We start from the raw sequence: 13817 nt of genomic DNA, 5'->3' as shown, positions 1-13817 counted from the left end.
GTCGCGGTATATCTCGTCGAGCGAAACCCGTTTGCCTCCGTGCTGGTGTTGGGGTGTGCAGGTCGGACTTCGGCACGCCGCTACGTGTTGCGTTCGGGCAACACTGAAGTCATGGAAACGCCGAACAAGGCCGATGACCCCGGGACGATCACGACGGGCCGCGCCACCACACCCCCGACCGGCGCACTAGGGTGGCCCGCCGTGGAACCCACCAACCCTGCCCAGGACCCGACCGACGCGCTGTCCCCCGTGCCCCCACCCGGCACCGGACACGCCCTGTCCCCCACCGGCAGGCTGAGGTTCTTCTTCGGCCCCATGGACTGCGGCAAGTCCACCCTCGCCCTCCAGATCGACCACAACCAGGCCCGCCAGGGCCGCCGCGGCCTGCTGCTCGTCCGCCACGACCGCTCCGGCACCCCCACCATCTCCAGCCGCATGGGCCTGGCCCGCACCGCACTGGAGGTCCACGAGGACATGGACCTGTGCACCGTGGTCCGCGACCACTGGGCCCGCGGCGCCCGCATCGACTACCTCATCGTCGACGAAGCCCAGTTCCTCTCCCCCGACCAGGTCGACCAGCTCGCCGAACTCGCCGACGACGCCCGCCTCGACGTCCACTGCTTCGGCCTGGCCACCGACTTCCGCAGCGCCCTGTTCCCCGGCTCCCGCCGCCTGTTCGAACTCGCCGACGAACTCCACGCCATCCAGGTCGAGGTCCTGTGCTGGTGCGGCCGCCCCGGCCGGTTCAACGCCCGCGTCCACGACGGCGAGGTCGTCCGCGCCGGCGACACCGTCATGGTCGCCGACACCGCCGTCACCGCCGACGAGGTCCGCTACCAGGTCCTGTGCCGGACCCACTACCGCACCGGCGACCTCGGCCCCGCCACCGTCGCCGGCCGCCAACTCAGCCTCACCTGACCCGACAGGCGCCCGCGCGCCGGCGGCACGACACCACCCTGTCCCACAATGGACAAACACCGTTGCCGGAACAGGGACAACCATGGACGACGTGCTCGACAAGGTCGGCGAACGACTCCGCCACATCCGCACCACCCGCGGCGCCACCCTCGCCGACCTCGCCGCCGCCACCGGCATCTCCAAGAGCACCCTCTCCCGCCTGGAGTCCGGCCTGCGCAAACCCAGCCTCGAACTGCTGCTGCCCATCGCCCGCGCCCACCGCGTGCCCCTCGACGAACTCGTCGGCGCGCCACCCGTCGGCGACCCCCGCATCCGCCCCGTGCCCGTCCGCCGCAACGGCATGACCATCCTGCCCCTCACCCAGCAACCCGGCGGCCTCCAGGCCTACAAGATGATCATCCCGCCGCGCGGCGAACCCGACCCGCGCACCCACACCGGCTACGAGTGGCTCTACGTCCTGTCCGGCCGGCTCCGCCTGGTGCTCGCCGACCACGACGTCGTCCTGGCCCCCGGCGAGGCCGCCGAGTTCGACACCCGCCTGCCCCACTGGTTCGGCCCCGCCGACGACGAACCCGTCGAGATCCTCAGCCTGTTCGGCAAGCAGGGCGAGCAGATCCACATGCGCACCCACCGCAAGACCCGACCCACCCGCACCGCCACACTGGAACCATGACCGGCAAGCGCAGCGCGGGCATCGTCCTGCACCGCCACCACGACGGCGAACTCCAGGTCCTGCTCGGCCACATGGGCGGCCCCTACTGGGCCGGCAAGGACGCCGGCGCCTGGTCCATCCCCAAGGGCATGCCCGAGGACGACGAGGACCCGCAGGCCACCGCGCGCCGCGAGTTCACCGAGGAACTCGGCCTGCCCCTGCCCGAGGGCGAGCTGCGCCCCCTCGGCGAGGTCCGCCAGGCCGGCGGCAAGGTCGTCCAGGCCTGGGCCCTGGCCGGCGACCTGGACCCCGAACAGGTGATTCCCGGGACCTACACGATGGAGTGGCCCCGCGGCTCCGGCCGGTTCCGCAGCTTCCCCGAACTCGACCGCGTCGCCTGGTTCCCGCTGGTCGAAGCCAAGGAGAAGATCGTCAAAGCCCAGGCCGAGCTGCTGGAACGCCTCCACCGGGACGTTGCGTTCGGGCAACACTGAAGCGATCGTGGCTGCAAAGCGGTCGGGGCGGAGTTTGAGAGCCGTCATCAGGGGTGATACATCCTCGTGTCCGCCACCGACCTCCACCGCGCCTCCGCTCGGCGCGCCGAGCCGCCCTTAGACCCGAGGGAATCACTTTCCGTGACCGCAAACATGACGGGCGTCACTACTGCTGAGTTAAACCCGGCGTAACGTCGCCCTGCGTGTTCGGTCTAAGCTGTCGCAGCCGCACGACCTCTGCCAGGATTACGCCATCCGTGTGATGAACTGATCCGGCAGCTGGATAACGCGTCACGATCCGCCCGCGATTGCATCCCCAGGGAGGAAGCCTTCGTTGACAGGTGAAAGACGTCACTGTGGGCTACGACGACCGTGACACCGGGAACGAACGGAGCAATCCGATCGTTGCACTCGGTAGCAACAAAGCCTGGGCACCGCCCTGAGCCGAGCGAAAGGACACCGCCATGGCCGACCGCGTTCTACGGGGTAGCCGGCTCGGAGCTGTCAGCTACGAGACCGACCGCAATCACGACCTCGCCCCGCGCCGGTCGGTGCGGTACGCCTGCCCCAAGGGCCACGACTTCGAGGTCCCCTTCTCCGACGACGCCGAGATCCCCCACACCTGGGAATGCCGGCTCCACGGCCAGGAGTCGAAGATCATCGACGGCGCCGAGCCCGAGGCGAAGAAGATCAAGCCGCCGCGCACCCACTGGGACATGCTGCTGGAACGACGCACCATCCCGGAGCTGGAGGAGCTGCTCGACGAGCGGCTGGAAGAGCTCAAGGGACGGCGCACCCGCACCGCCTGAGCCGACACGCGTGGAGGGGCCCGCCGGAACGATCCGGCGGGCCCCTCCACGTCCGCGCACCCGGGCGTCGAAGCGCGACCCCACCGCGTCCGACTTCACCGCGTCCGACTTCACCGGGCCCGACGGCCGCCCACGGTGTCCGCCTTCGACGCGAACAGCCCCCGCAGCTGCGTCGCCCGGCGCCGCACACCCCACTTGGTGACCCGCCACAACGCCTCGCGCACGATGTTGCCGCTCATCTTCGACTCGCCGATCTCCCGCTCGGTGAACGTGATCGGCACCTCCACCACCCGGTAGCCCAGCTCGATCGCCCGCCACGCCAGGTCGATCTGGAAGCAGTAGCCCTGCGAGGCCACCGTGTTCAGCTTCAGCCGCTCCAGCACCCCGGCGCGGAACGCCCGGAACCCGCCCGTGATGTCCTTGACCTTCGCGCCCAGCGCCAGCTGCGAGTACAGGTTCCCGCCCCGCGAGATCAGCTCCCGCGACTTCGACCAGTTCACCGTGCTGCCGCCCGGCACGTAGCGCGACCCCAGCACCAGGTCGGCCGACCCCAGCGCGTCCAGCAGGCGCGGCAGGTCCTCCGGGGCGTGCGAGCCGTCGGCGTCCATCTCCACGACCACCGCGTAGCCGTGCTCCAGGGCCCACCGGAAACCGGCCACGTAGGCCGCGCCCAGACCCGCCTTCTCCGTGCGGTGCATCACGTGGACCCGGTCGTCGGCGGCCGCCATCTCGTCGGCCACCCGACCGGTGCCGTCCGGGCTGCCGTCGTCCACCACGAGCGCGTGCACCCCGGGCAGGGCCGCGTGCAGCCGCTTCACGATCCTCGTGATGTTGTCCCGCTCGTTGTAGGTCGGGATCACCACCAGCACCGGCCCGAGCTCGTGGTCAGGCCGCGCCTGCTGGTCCGCCATCCGTTTCCTCCTCGCCGACACCCGCACCAGGGGTCGGACGCGATCGTCGTCGTCTCATTGCCAGGCTGAACGCCGCGGCCGAAAGGCCCAAGGCGGTCATCACCCACTCGGGCCACGCGCCGAGCCGGGTCGCCAGCGTAGCCTCCCGCCCCAACGAGACCTCGGACACCAGCGCGTCCGGGGTGAACATGCCGGTCCGCCGCGTCACCGAACCGTCCGGCGCCACGATCGCGCTCACCCCGCTGGTCGCGGCCACCACCACCGACCGGCCGTGCTCCACCGCCCGCACCCGCGACATCGCCAGCTGCTGGTAGGTCATCTCCGTCCAGCCGAAGGTGGCGTTGTTGGTCGGGATCGCGATCAGGTCCGCCCCCGCCCGCACCGAGTCCCGCACCACCCCGTCGAACGCCACCTCGTAACAGGTGTCGATCGCCACCTGCACCCCCGCCATGGTGAACCCCTCCGGGTCGTGGCCGGGCTGGAAGTTGCTCGCCCGGTCCACCGCGCTGGTGAAGATCCGGAAGAACTCCCGGTAGGGCATCGTCTCCCCGAACGGCTGGAGCTGCCGCTTGGTGTAGGTGTCGGTGGCGCCCCGGCCCGGCTCGAACAGCACCACGGTGTTGCGCGGCAGGTTGTCGCTCCGGTCGACCAGCACCGCGCCGACCGCGATGGGCGCGTCGATCGACGCCACCGCGCGCTGGATCTGCGCCGCGGCGTCGGCGTTGCGGAACGGGTCGATGTCGGAGGCGTTCTCCGGCCAGATCACCAGGTCGGGCTTGCGCACCCGGCCCGCCCGCACGTCCTCGGCCAGCTGGAGGGTCCGCGCGACGTGGTTGTCCAGCACCGCCCGCCGCTGGGCGTTGAAGTCCAGGCCCGCGCGCGGCACGTTGCCCTGCACCGCCGCCACCACCGCCGTCCCCCCGGACGGCTCGACCCGCGCCAACGGGGCCACCACCGGACCCGCCGCCAGCGGCAGCACCACCCACACCGCCGCACGCCACCGCCCGCGGACCGGGCGCGCGCGCACCAGGTGCGCCGCGCCGAACCCCGTCAACGCCACCGCGAACCCCACCAGCGGCGCCCCGCCCACCGAGGCCAGCGGCAGGTACCAGCCCTCCGGCTGCCCGAACGCGATCTTGCCCCACGGGAACCCGCCGAACGGGAACACCGACCGCAACGCCTCGTCGGCCACCCACACCAGGGCCATCCACACCGGCGCGCCCGGCAGCCGCGACACCAGCGCCACCACCGCCGCGCCCACCGCGATCAGCGCCGCGCACATCAACGCCAGCGGCAACCACGCGACCACGCCCACGAACTCACCGGTCCACCGCAACAGCGGCACCGTGAACCCCAGCCCCCACACCAGCCCCAACCCGAACCCGACCCGCGCCCGCCGCCCGTGCAGCAGCACCCCCAGCACGGCGAACCCCAGCGGCGCCAACCACCACGCCGTGCGCGGCGGGAAGCTCAGGTAGACCGCCACCCCACCGGCGGCGGCCAACACCACCTGCGACAACGCGCCGCCCACGTACCGGCGGCGGGGAGCGGGGGCGTCGGCGGCGGGCGATCCCGGCGCCACGATCGGTGCGACCACCAGATCAGCCTACGAGCCCGCCCACGGCGCCCCGCAGCGCGGGCGACCCTCGACGCGGGCGGTGTTCGGGGAGAGCGGTGTTCACCCGACGCGGTAGCGGTAGGCGATCGGCGTGAGATCCGCCTCCACCCGCCACGGGTGCACCACTCCCCCACCCGCCGGTCCGGCTCCATGCCGCTGACACGACCGGGTGACCCCTGACAGGGCGGTCCTGCCACCGCGACGTGTTGATCAAGGAATGGTTGCCCTGGGATTGCGAGCCCGCCGCCGGGGGTAAATCAGGGTCGTCACCGATGCCAGGGGACTCGAACGCGGGGATGGTGGAGTCATGACCACGTTGACCAGGCCGCAGAACCAGAAGGTGATCGCGGGTGTGTGCGCCGGGCTGGCCGCGCGCTACGGGTGGAAGCCCAACACCGTCCGGCTGTTGTTCGTCGTGTCCTGCCTGCTGCCGGGACCGCAGTTCCTCGTCTACCTCGTGCTGTGGGTGATGATGCCCAAGCGGCCCTACTGACGGGACCGCACCAGCGCCTCGATGCCGTCCAGCACGCGTTCCAGGCCGAAGGTGAACGCGTGCTCGCCGTGGTAGGCCGCGCCGTGCTCCTCGCCGGCCGCGGCGCCCACGCGGGCCGCCAGCGGGAAGTGGTCGGGGTCGAGCACCGCGGCCAGGAACGGCGCGGCGGCCCGCCACCACTGCTCGTCGGTCAGGCCCGTGCTCCGGCGCACCAGCTCGGCCTCCACCGCGACCCGCGCGGCCGACCGCACGTGCGCCAGCACCAGGTTGAGCACCGAGTCCATCTCCACGTCGGTCAACCCGATGCCGTCCACGGCGCGCAGCTCGTAGTCGTACTTGGCCACCACGTTCGGCCCCAGCACCGCCCGGTGCGCCACCACCTCCAACAACCACGGGTGGCGCAGGTGCAGCGACCAGTTCTCCCGCGCGATCGCGGCCAGCCCGGACCGCCACCCGCCGGGCTCGTGGGGCGGACGGGCGGTCTCCGCCTGCACCGCGTCCACCATCGCGTCGAGCAGCTCCGACTTGCCCGGCACGTGCGTGTACAGCGACATGGTGCCCACGCCGAGCCGGTCGGCCACCCGCCGCATCGACAGCGCGCCCAGGCCCTCCGCGTCGGCCAGCTCCACCGCCGCCGCCACGATGCGGTCCACCCCGAGGTCCTTGCGCGCGGCGCGCTCGTGGGTGCGCCACAGCACCGCCAGGGTCCGGGCCGGGTCACCGCCGCGTTCGGTCGCCACGGGCGATCACCCTACGTGGGGTCTAGCCGGCCAACGCGGCCCGCACGATCTCCAGCGCCTCCTCCGCGGTCAGGCCCTGCTCGCGCGCCGTGGCCGCGTAGGCGCGGGCCGCGCGCAGCACCCGTTCCCGGCTGCGCTCGCCCGCGGCGCTGACCACGGTGCCGGCTCTGCCGCGGGTCTCGATGAGACCCGCCTCCTCCAGCTCGCGGTAGGCGCGGGCCACGGTGTTGACCGCGATGCCCAGTTCCGCGGCCAGCGCGCGCACCGTGGGCAACCGGGCGCCGGCGGCCAGCTCGCGATCGGTGATCTTGCGGGCCAACTGGGACCGCACCTGTTCGTAGGGCGGCGCGGTGGAGGCCGGGTCGATGCGGATCACACCGTCGATAGTGGCAGAGCGCGACCGCCGAGTCGCCGTGCCACCACGGTCGGTGGCAGGGTTTGTCCATGCCCCCCGCGGTTCGGCTGCTCGCGGCGGCGACGGCCCTCGCCCTGGCCGCCGCCGCGGTGGTGGCGCTGCCGGCGCGCCAGCGCGTGACCGGCGAACCCACGGCCTACTGCACCGACCTGCGACTGCTGTTCGGCACCGACGAGGACATGCGCGCGGCCGCCGACCGGCTGCGCGGCGACCCGAGCGTGCGCGAGGTCCGCGAACAGCGCACCAAGGCCGACAACCACCGGATGCTCACCGGCGCCTCCGACCCCGAGGGCACGGCGCTGACCCCGGCGTCGCTGCGGGTCGTCGAGGCCTTCGGCGTCGACCCCGCCGACCTGGCCGACCGGCTGCGCCACGAGCACCGGGTCAACCTCACCGACGCCTGCCTCGACGCGGACGACGTGGACGGCTGAGACCGACGGGACCGCCGCCGCCGACCGCCGGTTGATCAACGCCCCGCCCACCCGGTTGGATCTCCGGGACACCCGGTCGGGCGCGAGGGGGCAGCGGTGGGGCGGCGGTTCGGGTGGTTGTGGGCGTCCTACGCGGTCAACGCGTTCGGCACGCGGTTCGCCTTCGACGCCCTGCCCCTGATCGCGGTCCTCGTGCTCCACGCCGGGCCGGCTCAGGTGTCGGCGCTGGCCGCCGCGGGGCTGGCCGCGGGCGCGGCGGTGGCGGTGCCGCTGGCGTCGTGGCTGGAGTTCCGGCGCAAGCGGCCGGTCATGGTGGCGATGGACCTGCTGCGGTGCGCGGCCGTGGGCAGCGTGCCCGTCGCGTTCGCGCTCGACCGGCTCGGCTACGCCCACCTGCTCGTCGTCGCGGTCGTGGTGGCCGCGGCCGACATCGCCTTCCAGGCCGCGTCCGGCGCCTACCTCAAGTCGCTGGTGGCGCCCCGCGACCTGCTCACCGCCACCGCCCGCCTGGAATCCACCGCCTGGACCGCCACCGCGCTGGGACCACCGCTGGGCGGCGCCGCGTTCGGCCTGTTCGGGCCGGTGACCACGGTCGTGGTCAACGCGGCGAGCCACCTGCTCTCGGCGACCGGGCTCGGCGCGATCGGCGGCGGCGAACCCAGTCCGGTCCGCACCGGCGCGCCCCGGGCCGGCGACCTGGTCGAGGGCTGGCGGCACGCGCTGACCCACCCGGCGCTGCGGCCGCTGCTGCTCAACACCGCCCTGGTCAACGCCCTGATCATGGCGTCCTCGCCGCTGCTGGCGGTGCTGATGCTCGGCGAGCTGGGGTTCACCGCCTGGCAGTACGGCCTGGCGTTCGCCGCGCCCTGCGTCGGCGGCCTGGTCGGCTCGCGGCTGTCCCGTCGCCTGGTCGCCCGGTTCGGCACGCACCGCGTCCTGCTGGTCTCCGGGGCGCTGCGCGCGTGCTGGTCGGTCGGGCTGGTGCTCGTCCACCCCGGGCCCGGCGGCCTGGTGCTGGTGATCGCGGTCGAACTCGCCCTGATCACCAGCGCGGGCGTGTTCAACCCGGTGTTCGCCGCCTACCGGCTCGACCGGCTGCCGCCCGACCTCGTCGCCCGCACCCTGGCCGCGTGGATGATCACCACCAGGCTCACCACCGCGGCCGTCACCGCCCTGGGCGGCCTGCTGGCCGCCCTCGCCGGTTCCCGCGTCGCCATCGGCGTCGCCGGGGTGCTGCTGCTGGCCACCCCGCTGCTGCTGCCCCGCCGCGCCCCGGCCGACCCCGGCGTCACCGTGCCCTGACCCGTCAGGACCGGGACGCCGCGCCGTGCCGGTAGAGGTCGCGCAGCAGCAGCACCTCCGCGCCGTGGTGCAGCACCTCCCGGTTGACGTGCAGCACCAGCGCCGCCAGCGGGTGCTCCGCGTACGGGCCCTCCGCCGGACCGCACGGTCGCGCCAGGTCCCGCTCCCCCAGCCCCGCCACCCCGTCGCGCCACCGCGCGTAGGCCTCGTCCAGCCGCGCCAGCGCCCCCGCCGCGGTGGCCGGGTAGTCGAAGGTCTCGTAGCCCACCGGCGGGCCGCCGAAGTGGGAGGCCGCCCGCGCGCCGAGCACGCCGACGACGAGGTGCGCCAGCCGCCAGGAGATGGTCGTGACCGGGGCCGGGACCGGTTCGGGCACCGCGAACTCCAGCACGAGGTCCCCGCCGCCCACCGCCATCGGCGCGGTGGACGCGCCGCGGGGCCGCACGCTCCAGCACCCGGCGACCGGCTCCCACGCGTACTCCTCGTCGCCCAGGCCGTCCAGCCGGGGCCGCAGGTGGTGCTGCCAGTGCCAGTCCAGCTGGTCGACCAGCTGCGAGGTCCAGTCGATGCGCGTGTCGGTGCCCATGACGCCGACGCTAGGACCCATCGCGGACGACTACCGCCCTCGATCGGCAGCCCTCGATCACCGGCCCAGGATCGACGCGGCGGTCACCTCGGCGGCGCGACCACCGTGCCCCGCGCCCGCGTGGCCACCACCGGCGGGTCGAGCACGTCGGCCGCCGACGGGCCCCGCTCGGGCGCCGACCGGCACACCACGCGCAGCTCGAACTCCAGCTCCCTCGACCGGGTGCCCACCCGGACCAGGGTGGCGGTGGCCTCCAGCACGTCACCGGCCCGGACCGGGGCCAGGAACTCCACGGCGGAGTAGCCCGCGAACAGCCCCTCGTCGGCGTCGGTGCGGATCAGCAGCTCCGTGGCCACGTCGCCGAACAGGCCCAGCCCGTACGCGCCGTCCACGAGGCTGCCCCCGTAGTGGGCGTGCGAGTGGGGCACGTACCGCCGATGGGTGACGGCGAAACCCTCGGTCGGGCTCACGCGTTCTCCTTCCGCTTGGACCGCACCGCGTGCACCAGGTAGCTGGCGACCTCACCGGGCGTGGTGCCGCGCCCGAACACCCGGTCCACGCCCAGCTCGTCCGCCATCAGCGGGTCGAACCGGGGTCCGCCCGCGACCAGCAGCGGCCGCCGCGCGCCCATGGCCTCCCGGAACGCCGCCGACATCTCCCGGGTGTTGAGCACGTGCGCGTCGCGCTGGGTCACCACCTGCGACACCAGCACCGCGTCGGCCTTCTCCGCGCGGGCCTTGCGCACCAGCTCCGGCACCGACACCTGCGCGCCCAGGTTCACCACCCGCAGCTCCCGGTAGTACTCCAGGCCCTTCTCCCCGGCGAAGCCCTTGACGTTGAGGATCGCGTCGATGCCCACGGTGTGCGCGTCGGTGCCGATGCAGCCGCCCACCACCACCAGCTTGCGCCGCAGCAGCTTCTTCAGCGCCCCGTTGACCTCCGAGGGCGAGAGCAGCGGGTACTCCCGCTCCACCACCCGCACCTCGTCCAGGTCCACGACGTGGCGCACCGAGCCGTAGACGACGAAGAAGGTGAAGTCCGCGCCGATGGGGTGGGAGTGCACCACCATCGCCGGGTCGATGCCCATCTTGTTGGCCAGCTGCTGCGCCGCGCCGTCGGCGCGGGGGCCGAACGGCACGGGCAGCGTGAACGAGGTCTGCACCATGCCGTCGCCGGTGGTGTCGCCGTAGGGCCGCACGTGCCGCTTGCTCACCGCGCCACCCCCGCCCGCCCCGAACCCGGCCGCCCTGGACCTGGCTGTCCCGAACTTGGCTGTTCCGGTTCCGGCTGTTCCGGCGTGGCGCCGGTCAGCCCGGCCTCCAGCAGCTCCGCCGCCGGGTTGACGTAGTCCTCCGCCTTCTCCACCACGCCGTCGGCGCCCCTGCCGCCGTCGGCGGGGCGCTTCATCAGGCCGAAGGTGCCCTCGGCGATGGCGGTCAGCAGACCCCGGTCGACGATGCGCCCCAGCAGGTCCACCGCCTCGCCCAGGACCTGGTGGGCGCGCTGGGCGATGAACCCGTCCGGCGCGGGCCGGAAGTCCTCGGCCAGCCCGCCCGCCGCGCCCAGCACGTAGCGGACGTTGGCCAGCGCCAGGTCCCGGTCGGACAGGAACGGGGTCACCACGGCCTCGGTCATCATGCCGACCAGCAGGATCGACTGGCCGGTGAGCACGCCGGCGAGGTTGAAGAACCCGTCGAGCAGGTAGCCGTGGAACACGTCGCCGGTCATGTGCTTGGTCGGCGGCATCCACTTCAGCGGCGCGTCCGGGAACAGCTCGCGGGCCAGCAGCGCGTGCGCCAGCTCCAGCCGGAACGACTCGGGCACCGCCGGGTTGATCTCGAAGGCGTGGCCCAGGCCCAGCAGGTGGTCGGGCAGCCCGGCCTCGTGGGCGAAGCGCTCGTTGAGCAGCTGGGACACCGTCACGGTGTGGGCGGCGTCCACGGCGTCGGCGGTGGTGAGGTAGTTGTCCTCGCCGGTGTTGATGATGATCCCGGCGCGGGCGTGGACCTGCCGGGAGAAGCGCTGGTCGACGAAGGTGCGCACGGGGTTGATGTCGCGGAACAGGATCCCGTACATCGAGTCGTTGAGCATCATGTCCAGCCGCTGCAACCCGGCCAGCACGGCGATCTCGGGCATGCACAGGCCCGAGGCGTAGTTGGTCAGCCGCACGTAGCGGCCGACCTCCTTGGACACCTCGTCCAGCGCGGCCCGCATGATGCGGAAGTTCTCCTGCGTGGCGTAGGTGCCGGCGAAACCGTGGTGGGTGGCGCCCTCGGGCACGTAGTCGAGCAGCGACTGGCCGGTGGAGCGGATGACCGCGATGACGTCGGCGCCGGCGCGGGCCGCGTTGCCCGCCTGCACGACGTCCTCGTCGATGTCGCCGGTGGCCACGATCAGGTAGATCCACGGCCGCCGCGGCGGGTCGCCCAGCCTGGCCACCAGCCGGTCGCGCTGCGCTCGGTTGCGGTCGACGGTGCGCAGGCCGCGGGTGACCGCGGCGGTGGCGGCCCGGCGGGCGCGGTCCCGGTCGCGGCCGGTGGGCAGCTCGTAACGGACCTGCCCGGCGGCGGTGGCCTCGGCCAGCTCGGTCAGGGAGGGCAGGCCGTGGCGGCGCAGGGCGTGGAAGACCGGCAGGGCGACGCCGTGCTCCAGGCCGCAGTGCTCGCGCACGGTGTCGACGACCCGGTTGACCCACGGCACGTCGCCGGCGCGGTGGGTGGAGTCCGCGCCGGTGATGCCGGCCAGCCGGAGCGTGGCGCGCTCGACCGCCACCGTGGTGTGGGCCTTGGCCAGGGCCACCACCGGTTCGGCGGCGCGCGCGGCCAGGGCACGCGCCCCGGCCACCACGCGCGGGTCCAGGTCGAGCAGCGCCATGTCTCACGTCCTCTCGGCGGATCGGTTCGCGCGGGTCGCGGCGGCCACGCGGCAGGGCTTCACGACAGGACTCCCGCGTCGTGCGCGGTGCGCCCGCGCAGCACGGTGCGCAGGCACGTCGGCGCGGGCCCGTCCAGCGCGGGCAGGGCGGGCACCCGGGAGCGCGGGTCGGTCGACCAGCGCTGCACCCGCGAGTCCGGGGCGGCGACCTCCAGCTCGCCGGCCTCCCACACCGCGTAGGTGGCGGGCGCGCCGGGCTGGAGGGTGCCGGTGAGGCCGTCGTCGACGCCGGCGGCGCGCCAGCCGCCGCGGGTGTGGGCGTTGAACGCCGCCCGCGGCGAGATGCCCGAGCCGTCGGTGCGGTGGCGCGCCGCGGCGCGCACCGCGGCCCACGGGTCCACCGCGGTCACCGGCGCGTCCGAGCCCAGCGCCAGCACCAGGCCCGCCGCGGCGAGCCGGGAGAACGGGTTGAGCGCGGTGCCCCGCTCGACGCCCAGCCGCTGGGCGTACATGCCGTCCGGGCCGCCCCACTCGCGGTCGAACAGCGGCTGCACCGAGGCGACCACGCCGTAGGCGGCGAGCCTGGCCGCCTGCTCGGCGGTGATCATCTCCAGGTGTTCGAGGCGGTGCTTGCGGGCGGCCAGCGCGGGCGCGCCCACGACCGCGGCGGCCTGGTCGAAGCCCTCGACGACCGCGGCCACGGCGGCGTCGCCGATGACGTGGAAGCCGCCCTGGAGCCCGGCCCGGGTGCAGGTCACGAGGTGGGCGGCGATGGCGTCGGCGTCCAGGTACAGGGCGCCGGAGGTGTCGGGCGCGTCCGCGTAGGGCGAGCACAGGGCGGCGGTGCGCGACCCCAGCGCGCCGTCGACGAACAGGTCGCCCGCCAGGCCGCGCACGGGCAGGTCGACCGGCTCGGGGCCGCCCCAGTAGCCGACGACGTCGAGCAGGTCGGTGGCCAGCAGGTCGGCCAGGTCGTCGAGGCCGGAGATGTCGGGGCCGGCGCACTCGTGCACGGAGGCGATGCCGCGGGAGGCGGCGTGGCGCAGGAACGCCGCCTGGGCCGCGCGGCGCCGGTCGGCGGGGATGGCGTCCCTGGCCGCGCCGCGCACGTGGTGGTGGGCGGCGCGGGACAGCGGCCCGTCGGGCGAGAAGCCGTCGGCGTCGCGGGCCGCGGGCGCCAGGTCCAGCAGGGCGGTGGAGGCCAGGGCCGAGTGGACGTCGACGCGGGAGAGGTAGACGCGCTTGCCGCCGGCGGCCTCGTCCAGCTCGGCGCGCGTCGGGGGCCGCCGGTCGGGCCACCGCGTCTCGTCCCAGCCGTGGCCCCACACCAGCGGCCCCTCGGCGGCGCGCACGGCGTCGAGCAGCTCGCGCGACGACCGGCAGCCGGTCAGGTCCAGGCCGGTGAGCAGCAGGCCGGCGGAGGTGGCGTGCACGTGGGCGTCCACGAAAGCGGGCGCGACGAACGCGCCGCCCAGGTCGACGACCTCGGCGCCGGGGTGCAGGGCGCGGCCGACGGAGTCCTGCCCCAGCCACACCACGGTGCCGTCGGTCACGGCCATCGCGGTGGCGTCGGG

The 13817-nt window shown here is 74.0% G+C and carries 16 protein-coding genes; 7 read left to right on the top strand and 9 right to left on the bottom strand.

The features are described from left to right. Positions 1 to 201 precede the first annotated feature (201 nt). The 4 genes from ABD223_RS16180 to ABD223_RS16165 all read left to right on the top strand — a co-directional run bounded on the left by ABD223_RS16180 (position 202) and on the right by ABD223_RS16165 (position 2873). Complete coding sequence (locus tag ABD223_RS16180) at positions 202 to 918, top strand: thymidine kinase (RefSeq protein ID WP_344037060.1); 717 nt, start codon at positions 202 to 204, stop codon at positions 916 to 918. A gap of 82 nt (positions 919 to 1000) precedes the next feature. Continuing rightward, positions 1001 to 1591 (top strand): helix-turn-helix domain-containing protein, encoded by a 591-nt coding sequence (locus ABD223_RS16175; RefSeq protein ID WP_344037059.1) that lies wholly within the window; start codon positions 1001 to 1003, stop codon positions 1589 to 1591. Further along, entirely contained in the window at positions 1588 to 2064 is a 477-nt protein-coding gene (locus tag ABD223_RS16170; protein ID WP_344037058.1) for an NUDIX hydrolase, read from the top strand. The genes ABD223_RS16175 and ABD223_RS16170 overlap by 4 nt, the downstream gene beginning before the upstream one ends. A gap of 464 nt (positions 2065 to 2528) precedes the next feature. Next, positions 2529 to 2873, top strand: coding sequence for an RNA polymerase-binding protein RbpA (locus tag ABD223_RS16165; protein ID WP_344037057.1), 345 nt, complete (start codon positions 2529 to 2531; stop codon positions 2871 to 2873). 110 nt (positions 2874 to 2983) lie between these two features. Here the strand turns inward: ABD223_RS16165 and ABD223_RS16160 are convergent, their stop codons facing one another. Beyond that, the gene (locus ABD223_RS16160; protein ID WP_344037056.1) at positions 2984 to 3784 is read right to left on the bottom strand and encodes a polyprenol monophosphomannose synthase; all 801 of its coding nucleotides are present in this window, start codon (positions 3782 to 3784) and stop codon (positions 2984 to 2986) included. Further along, complete coding sequence (lnt, locus tag ABD223_RS16155) at positions 3759 to 5381, bottom strand: apolipoprotein N-acyltransferase (protein WP_344037055.1); 1623 nt, start codon at positions 5379 to 5381, stop codon at positions 3759 to 3761. The genes ABD223_RS16160 and lnt overlap by 26 nt, the downstream gene beginning before the upstream one ends. 328 nt (positions 5382 to 5709) lie before the next feature. Here lnt and ABD223_RS16150 point away from each other — a divergent pair, with 328 nt between their 5' ends. After that, positions 5710 to 5895 carry a PspC domain-containing protein gene (locus ABD223_RS16150; protein WP_344037054.1) on the top strand — a complete coding sequence of 62 codons (186 nt, stop codon included), beginning with the start codon at positions 5710 to 5712 and terminating at the stop codon, positions 5893 to 5895. Here the strand turns inward: ABD223_RS16150 and ABD223_RS16145 are convergent. Together ABD223_RS16145 and ABD223_RS16140 are read right to left on the bottom strand one after the other, a co-directional pair. Beyond that, positions 5889 to 6635, bottom strand: coding sequence for a TetR/AcrR family transcriptional regulator (locus ABD223_RS16145; protein ID WP_344037053.1), 747 nt, complete (start codon positions 6633 to 6635; stop codon positions 5889 to 5891). The genes ABD223_RS16150 and ABD223_RS16145 overlap by 7 nt on opposite strands. Positions 6636 to 6657: 22 nt before the next feature. Beyond that, entirely contained in the window at positions 6658 to 7011 is a 354-nt protein-coding gene (locus tag ABD223_RS16140) for a GntR family transcriptional regulator (RefSeq protein WP_344037052.1), read from the bottom strand. Positions 7012 to 7079: 68 nt separating this feature from the next. Here ABD223_RS16140 and ABD223_RS16135 point away from each other — a divergent pair, with 68 nt between their 5' ends. Beyond that, positions 7080 to 7481 (top strand): hypothetical protein, encoded by a 402-nt coding sequence (locus ABD223_RS16135; RefSeq protein ID WP_344037051.1) that lies wholly within the window; start codon positions 7080 to 7082, stop codon positions 7479 to 7481. A 96-nt stretch (positions 7482 to 7577) separates the two neighbouring features. Further along, complete coding sequence (locus ABD223_RS16130) at positions 7578 to 8783, top strand: MFS transporter (RefSeq protein WP_344037050.1); 1206 nt, start codon at positions 7578 to 7580, stop codon at positions 8781 to 8783. Between the two features lie 4 nt (positions 8784 to 8787). Here ABD223_RS16130 and ABD223_RS16125 read toward each other — a convergent pair whose 3' ends face one another. From ABD223_RS16125 to ABD223_RS16105, 5 genes are all read right to left on the bottom strand, one after another. Then, on the bottom strand, positions 8788 to 9369 hold the full coding sequence (locus ABD223_RS16125; protein WP_344037049.1) for a DinB family protein: 582 nt from the start codon (positions 9367 to 9369) through the stop codon (positions 8788 to 8790). An 83-nt stretch (positions 9370 to 9452) separates the two neighbouring features. Next, positions 9453 to 9839, bottom strand: a complete 387-nt coding sequence (gene kal / locus ABD223_RS16120) for a 3-aminobutyryl-CoA ammonia lyase (protein ID WP_344037047.1) — start codon at positions 9837 to 9839, stop codon at positions 9453 to 9455. Next, entirely contained in the window at positions 9836 to 10582 is a 747-nt protein-coding gene (kamE, locus tag ABD223_RS16115; RefSeq protein ID WP_344037045.1) for a lysine 5,6-aminomutase subunit beta, read from the bottom strand. Before kamE ends, kal begins: the two co-directional genes overlap by 4 nt. After that, the gene (gene kamD / locus ABD223_RS16110) at positions 10579 to 12243 is read right to left on the bottom strand and encodes a lysine 5,6-aminomutase subunit alpha (protein ID WP_344037043.1); all 1665 of its coding nucleotides are present in this window, start codon (positions 12241 to 12243) and stop codon (positions 10579 to 10581) included. The genes kamE and kamD overlap by 4 nt, the downstream gene beginning before the upstream one ends. 59 nt (positions 12244 to 12302) lie before the next feature. Further along, complete coding sequence (locus ABD223_RS16105; RefSeq protein WP_344037273.1) at positions 12303 to 13802, bottom strand: amidohydrolase; 1500 nt, start codon at positions 13800 to 13802, stop codon at positions 12303 to 12305. Positions 13803 to 13817 lie beyond the last annotated feature (15 nt).

This window comes from Saccharothrix xinjiangensis (assembly GCF_039527585.1).
Classification (GTDB): domain Bacteria; phylum Actinomycetota; class Actinomycetes; order Mycobacteriales; family Pseudonocardiaceae; genus Actinosynnema; species Actinosynnema xinjiangensis.
This window is presented reverse-complemented; position numbering and strand designations above follow the sequence as displayed.

Coding starts and splice junctions, on each gene's coding strand:
- ABD223_RS16175 (WP_344037059.1), top strand. CDS start 1,001: ATGGACGACGTGCTCGACAAGGTCGGCGAACGACTCCGCCACATCCGC.
- ABD223_RS16170 (WP_344037058.1), top strand. CDS start 1,588: ATGACCGGCAAGCGCAGCGCGGGCATCGTCCTGCACCGCCACCACGAC.
- ABD223_RS16165 (WP_344037057.1), top strand. CDS start 2,529: ATGGCCGACCGCGTTCTACGGGGTAGCCGGCTCGGAGCTGTCAGCTAC.
- ABD223_RS16160 (WP_344037056.1), bottom strand. CDS start 3,784: ATGGCGGACCAGCAGGCGCGGCCTGACCACGAGCTCGGGCCGGTGCTG.
- ABD223_RS16150 (WP_344037054.1), top strand. CDS start 5,710: ATGACCACGTTGACCAGGCCGCAGAACCAGAAGGTGATCGCGGGTGTG.
- ABD223_RS16135 (WP_344037051.1), top strand. CDS start 7,080: ATGCCCCCCGCGGTTCGGCTGCTCGCGGCGGCGACGGCCCTCGCCCTG.
- ABD223_RS16125 (WP_344037049.1), bottom strand. CDS start 9,369: ATGGGCACCGACACGCGCATCGACTGGACCTCGCAGCTGGTCGACCAG.
- kamD (WP_344037043.1), bottom strand. CDS start 12,243: ATGGCGCTGCTCGACCTGGACCCGCGCGTGGTGGCCGGGGCGCGTGCC.
- ABD223_RS16105 (WP_344037273.1), bottom strand. CDS start 13,802: ATGGCCGTGACCGACGGCACCGTGGTGTGGCTGGGGCAGGACTCCGTC.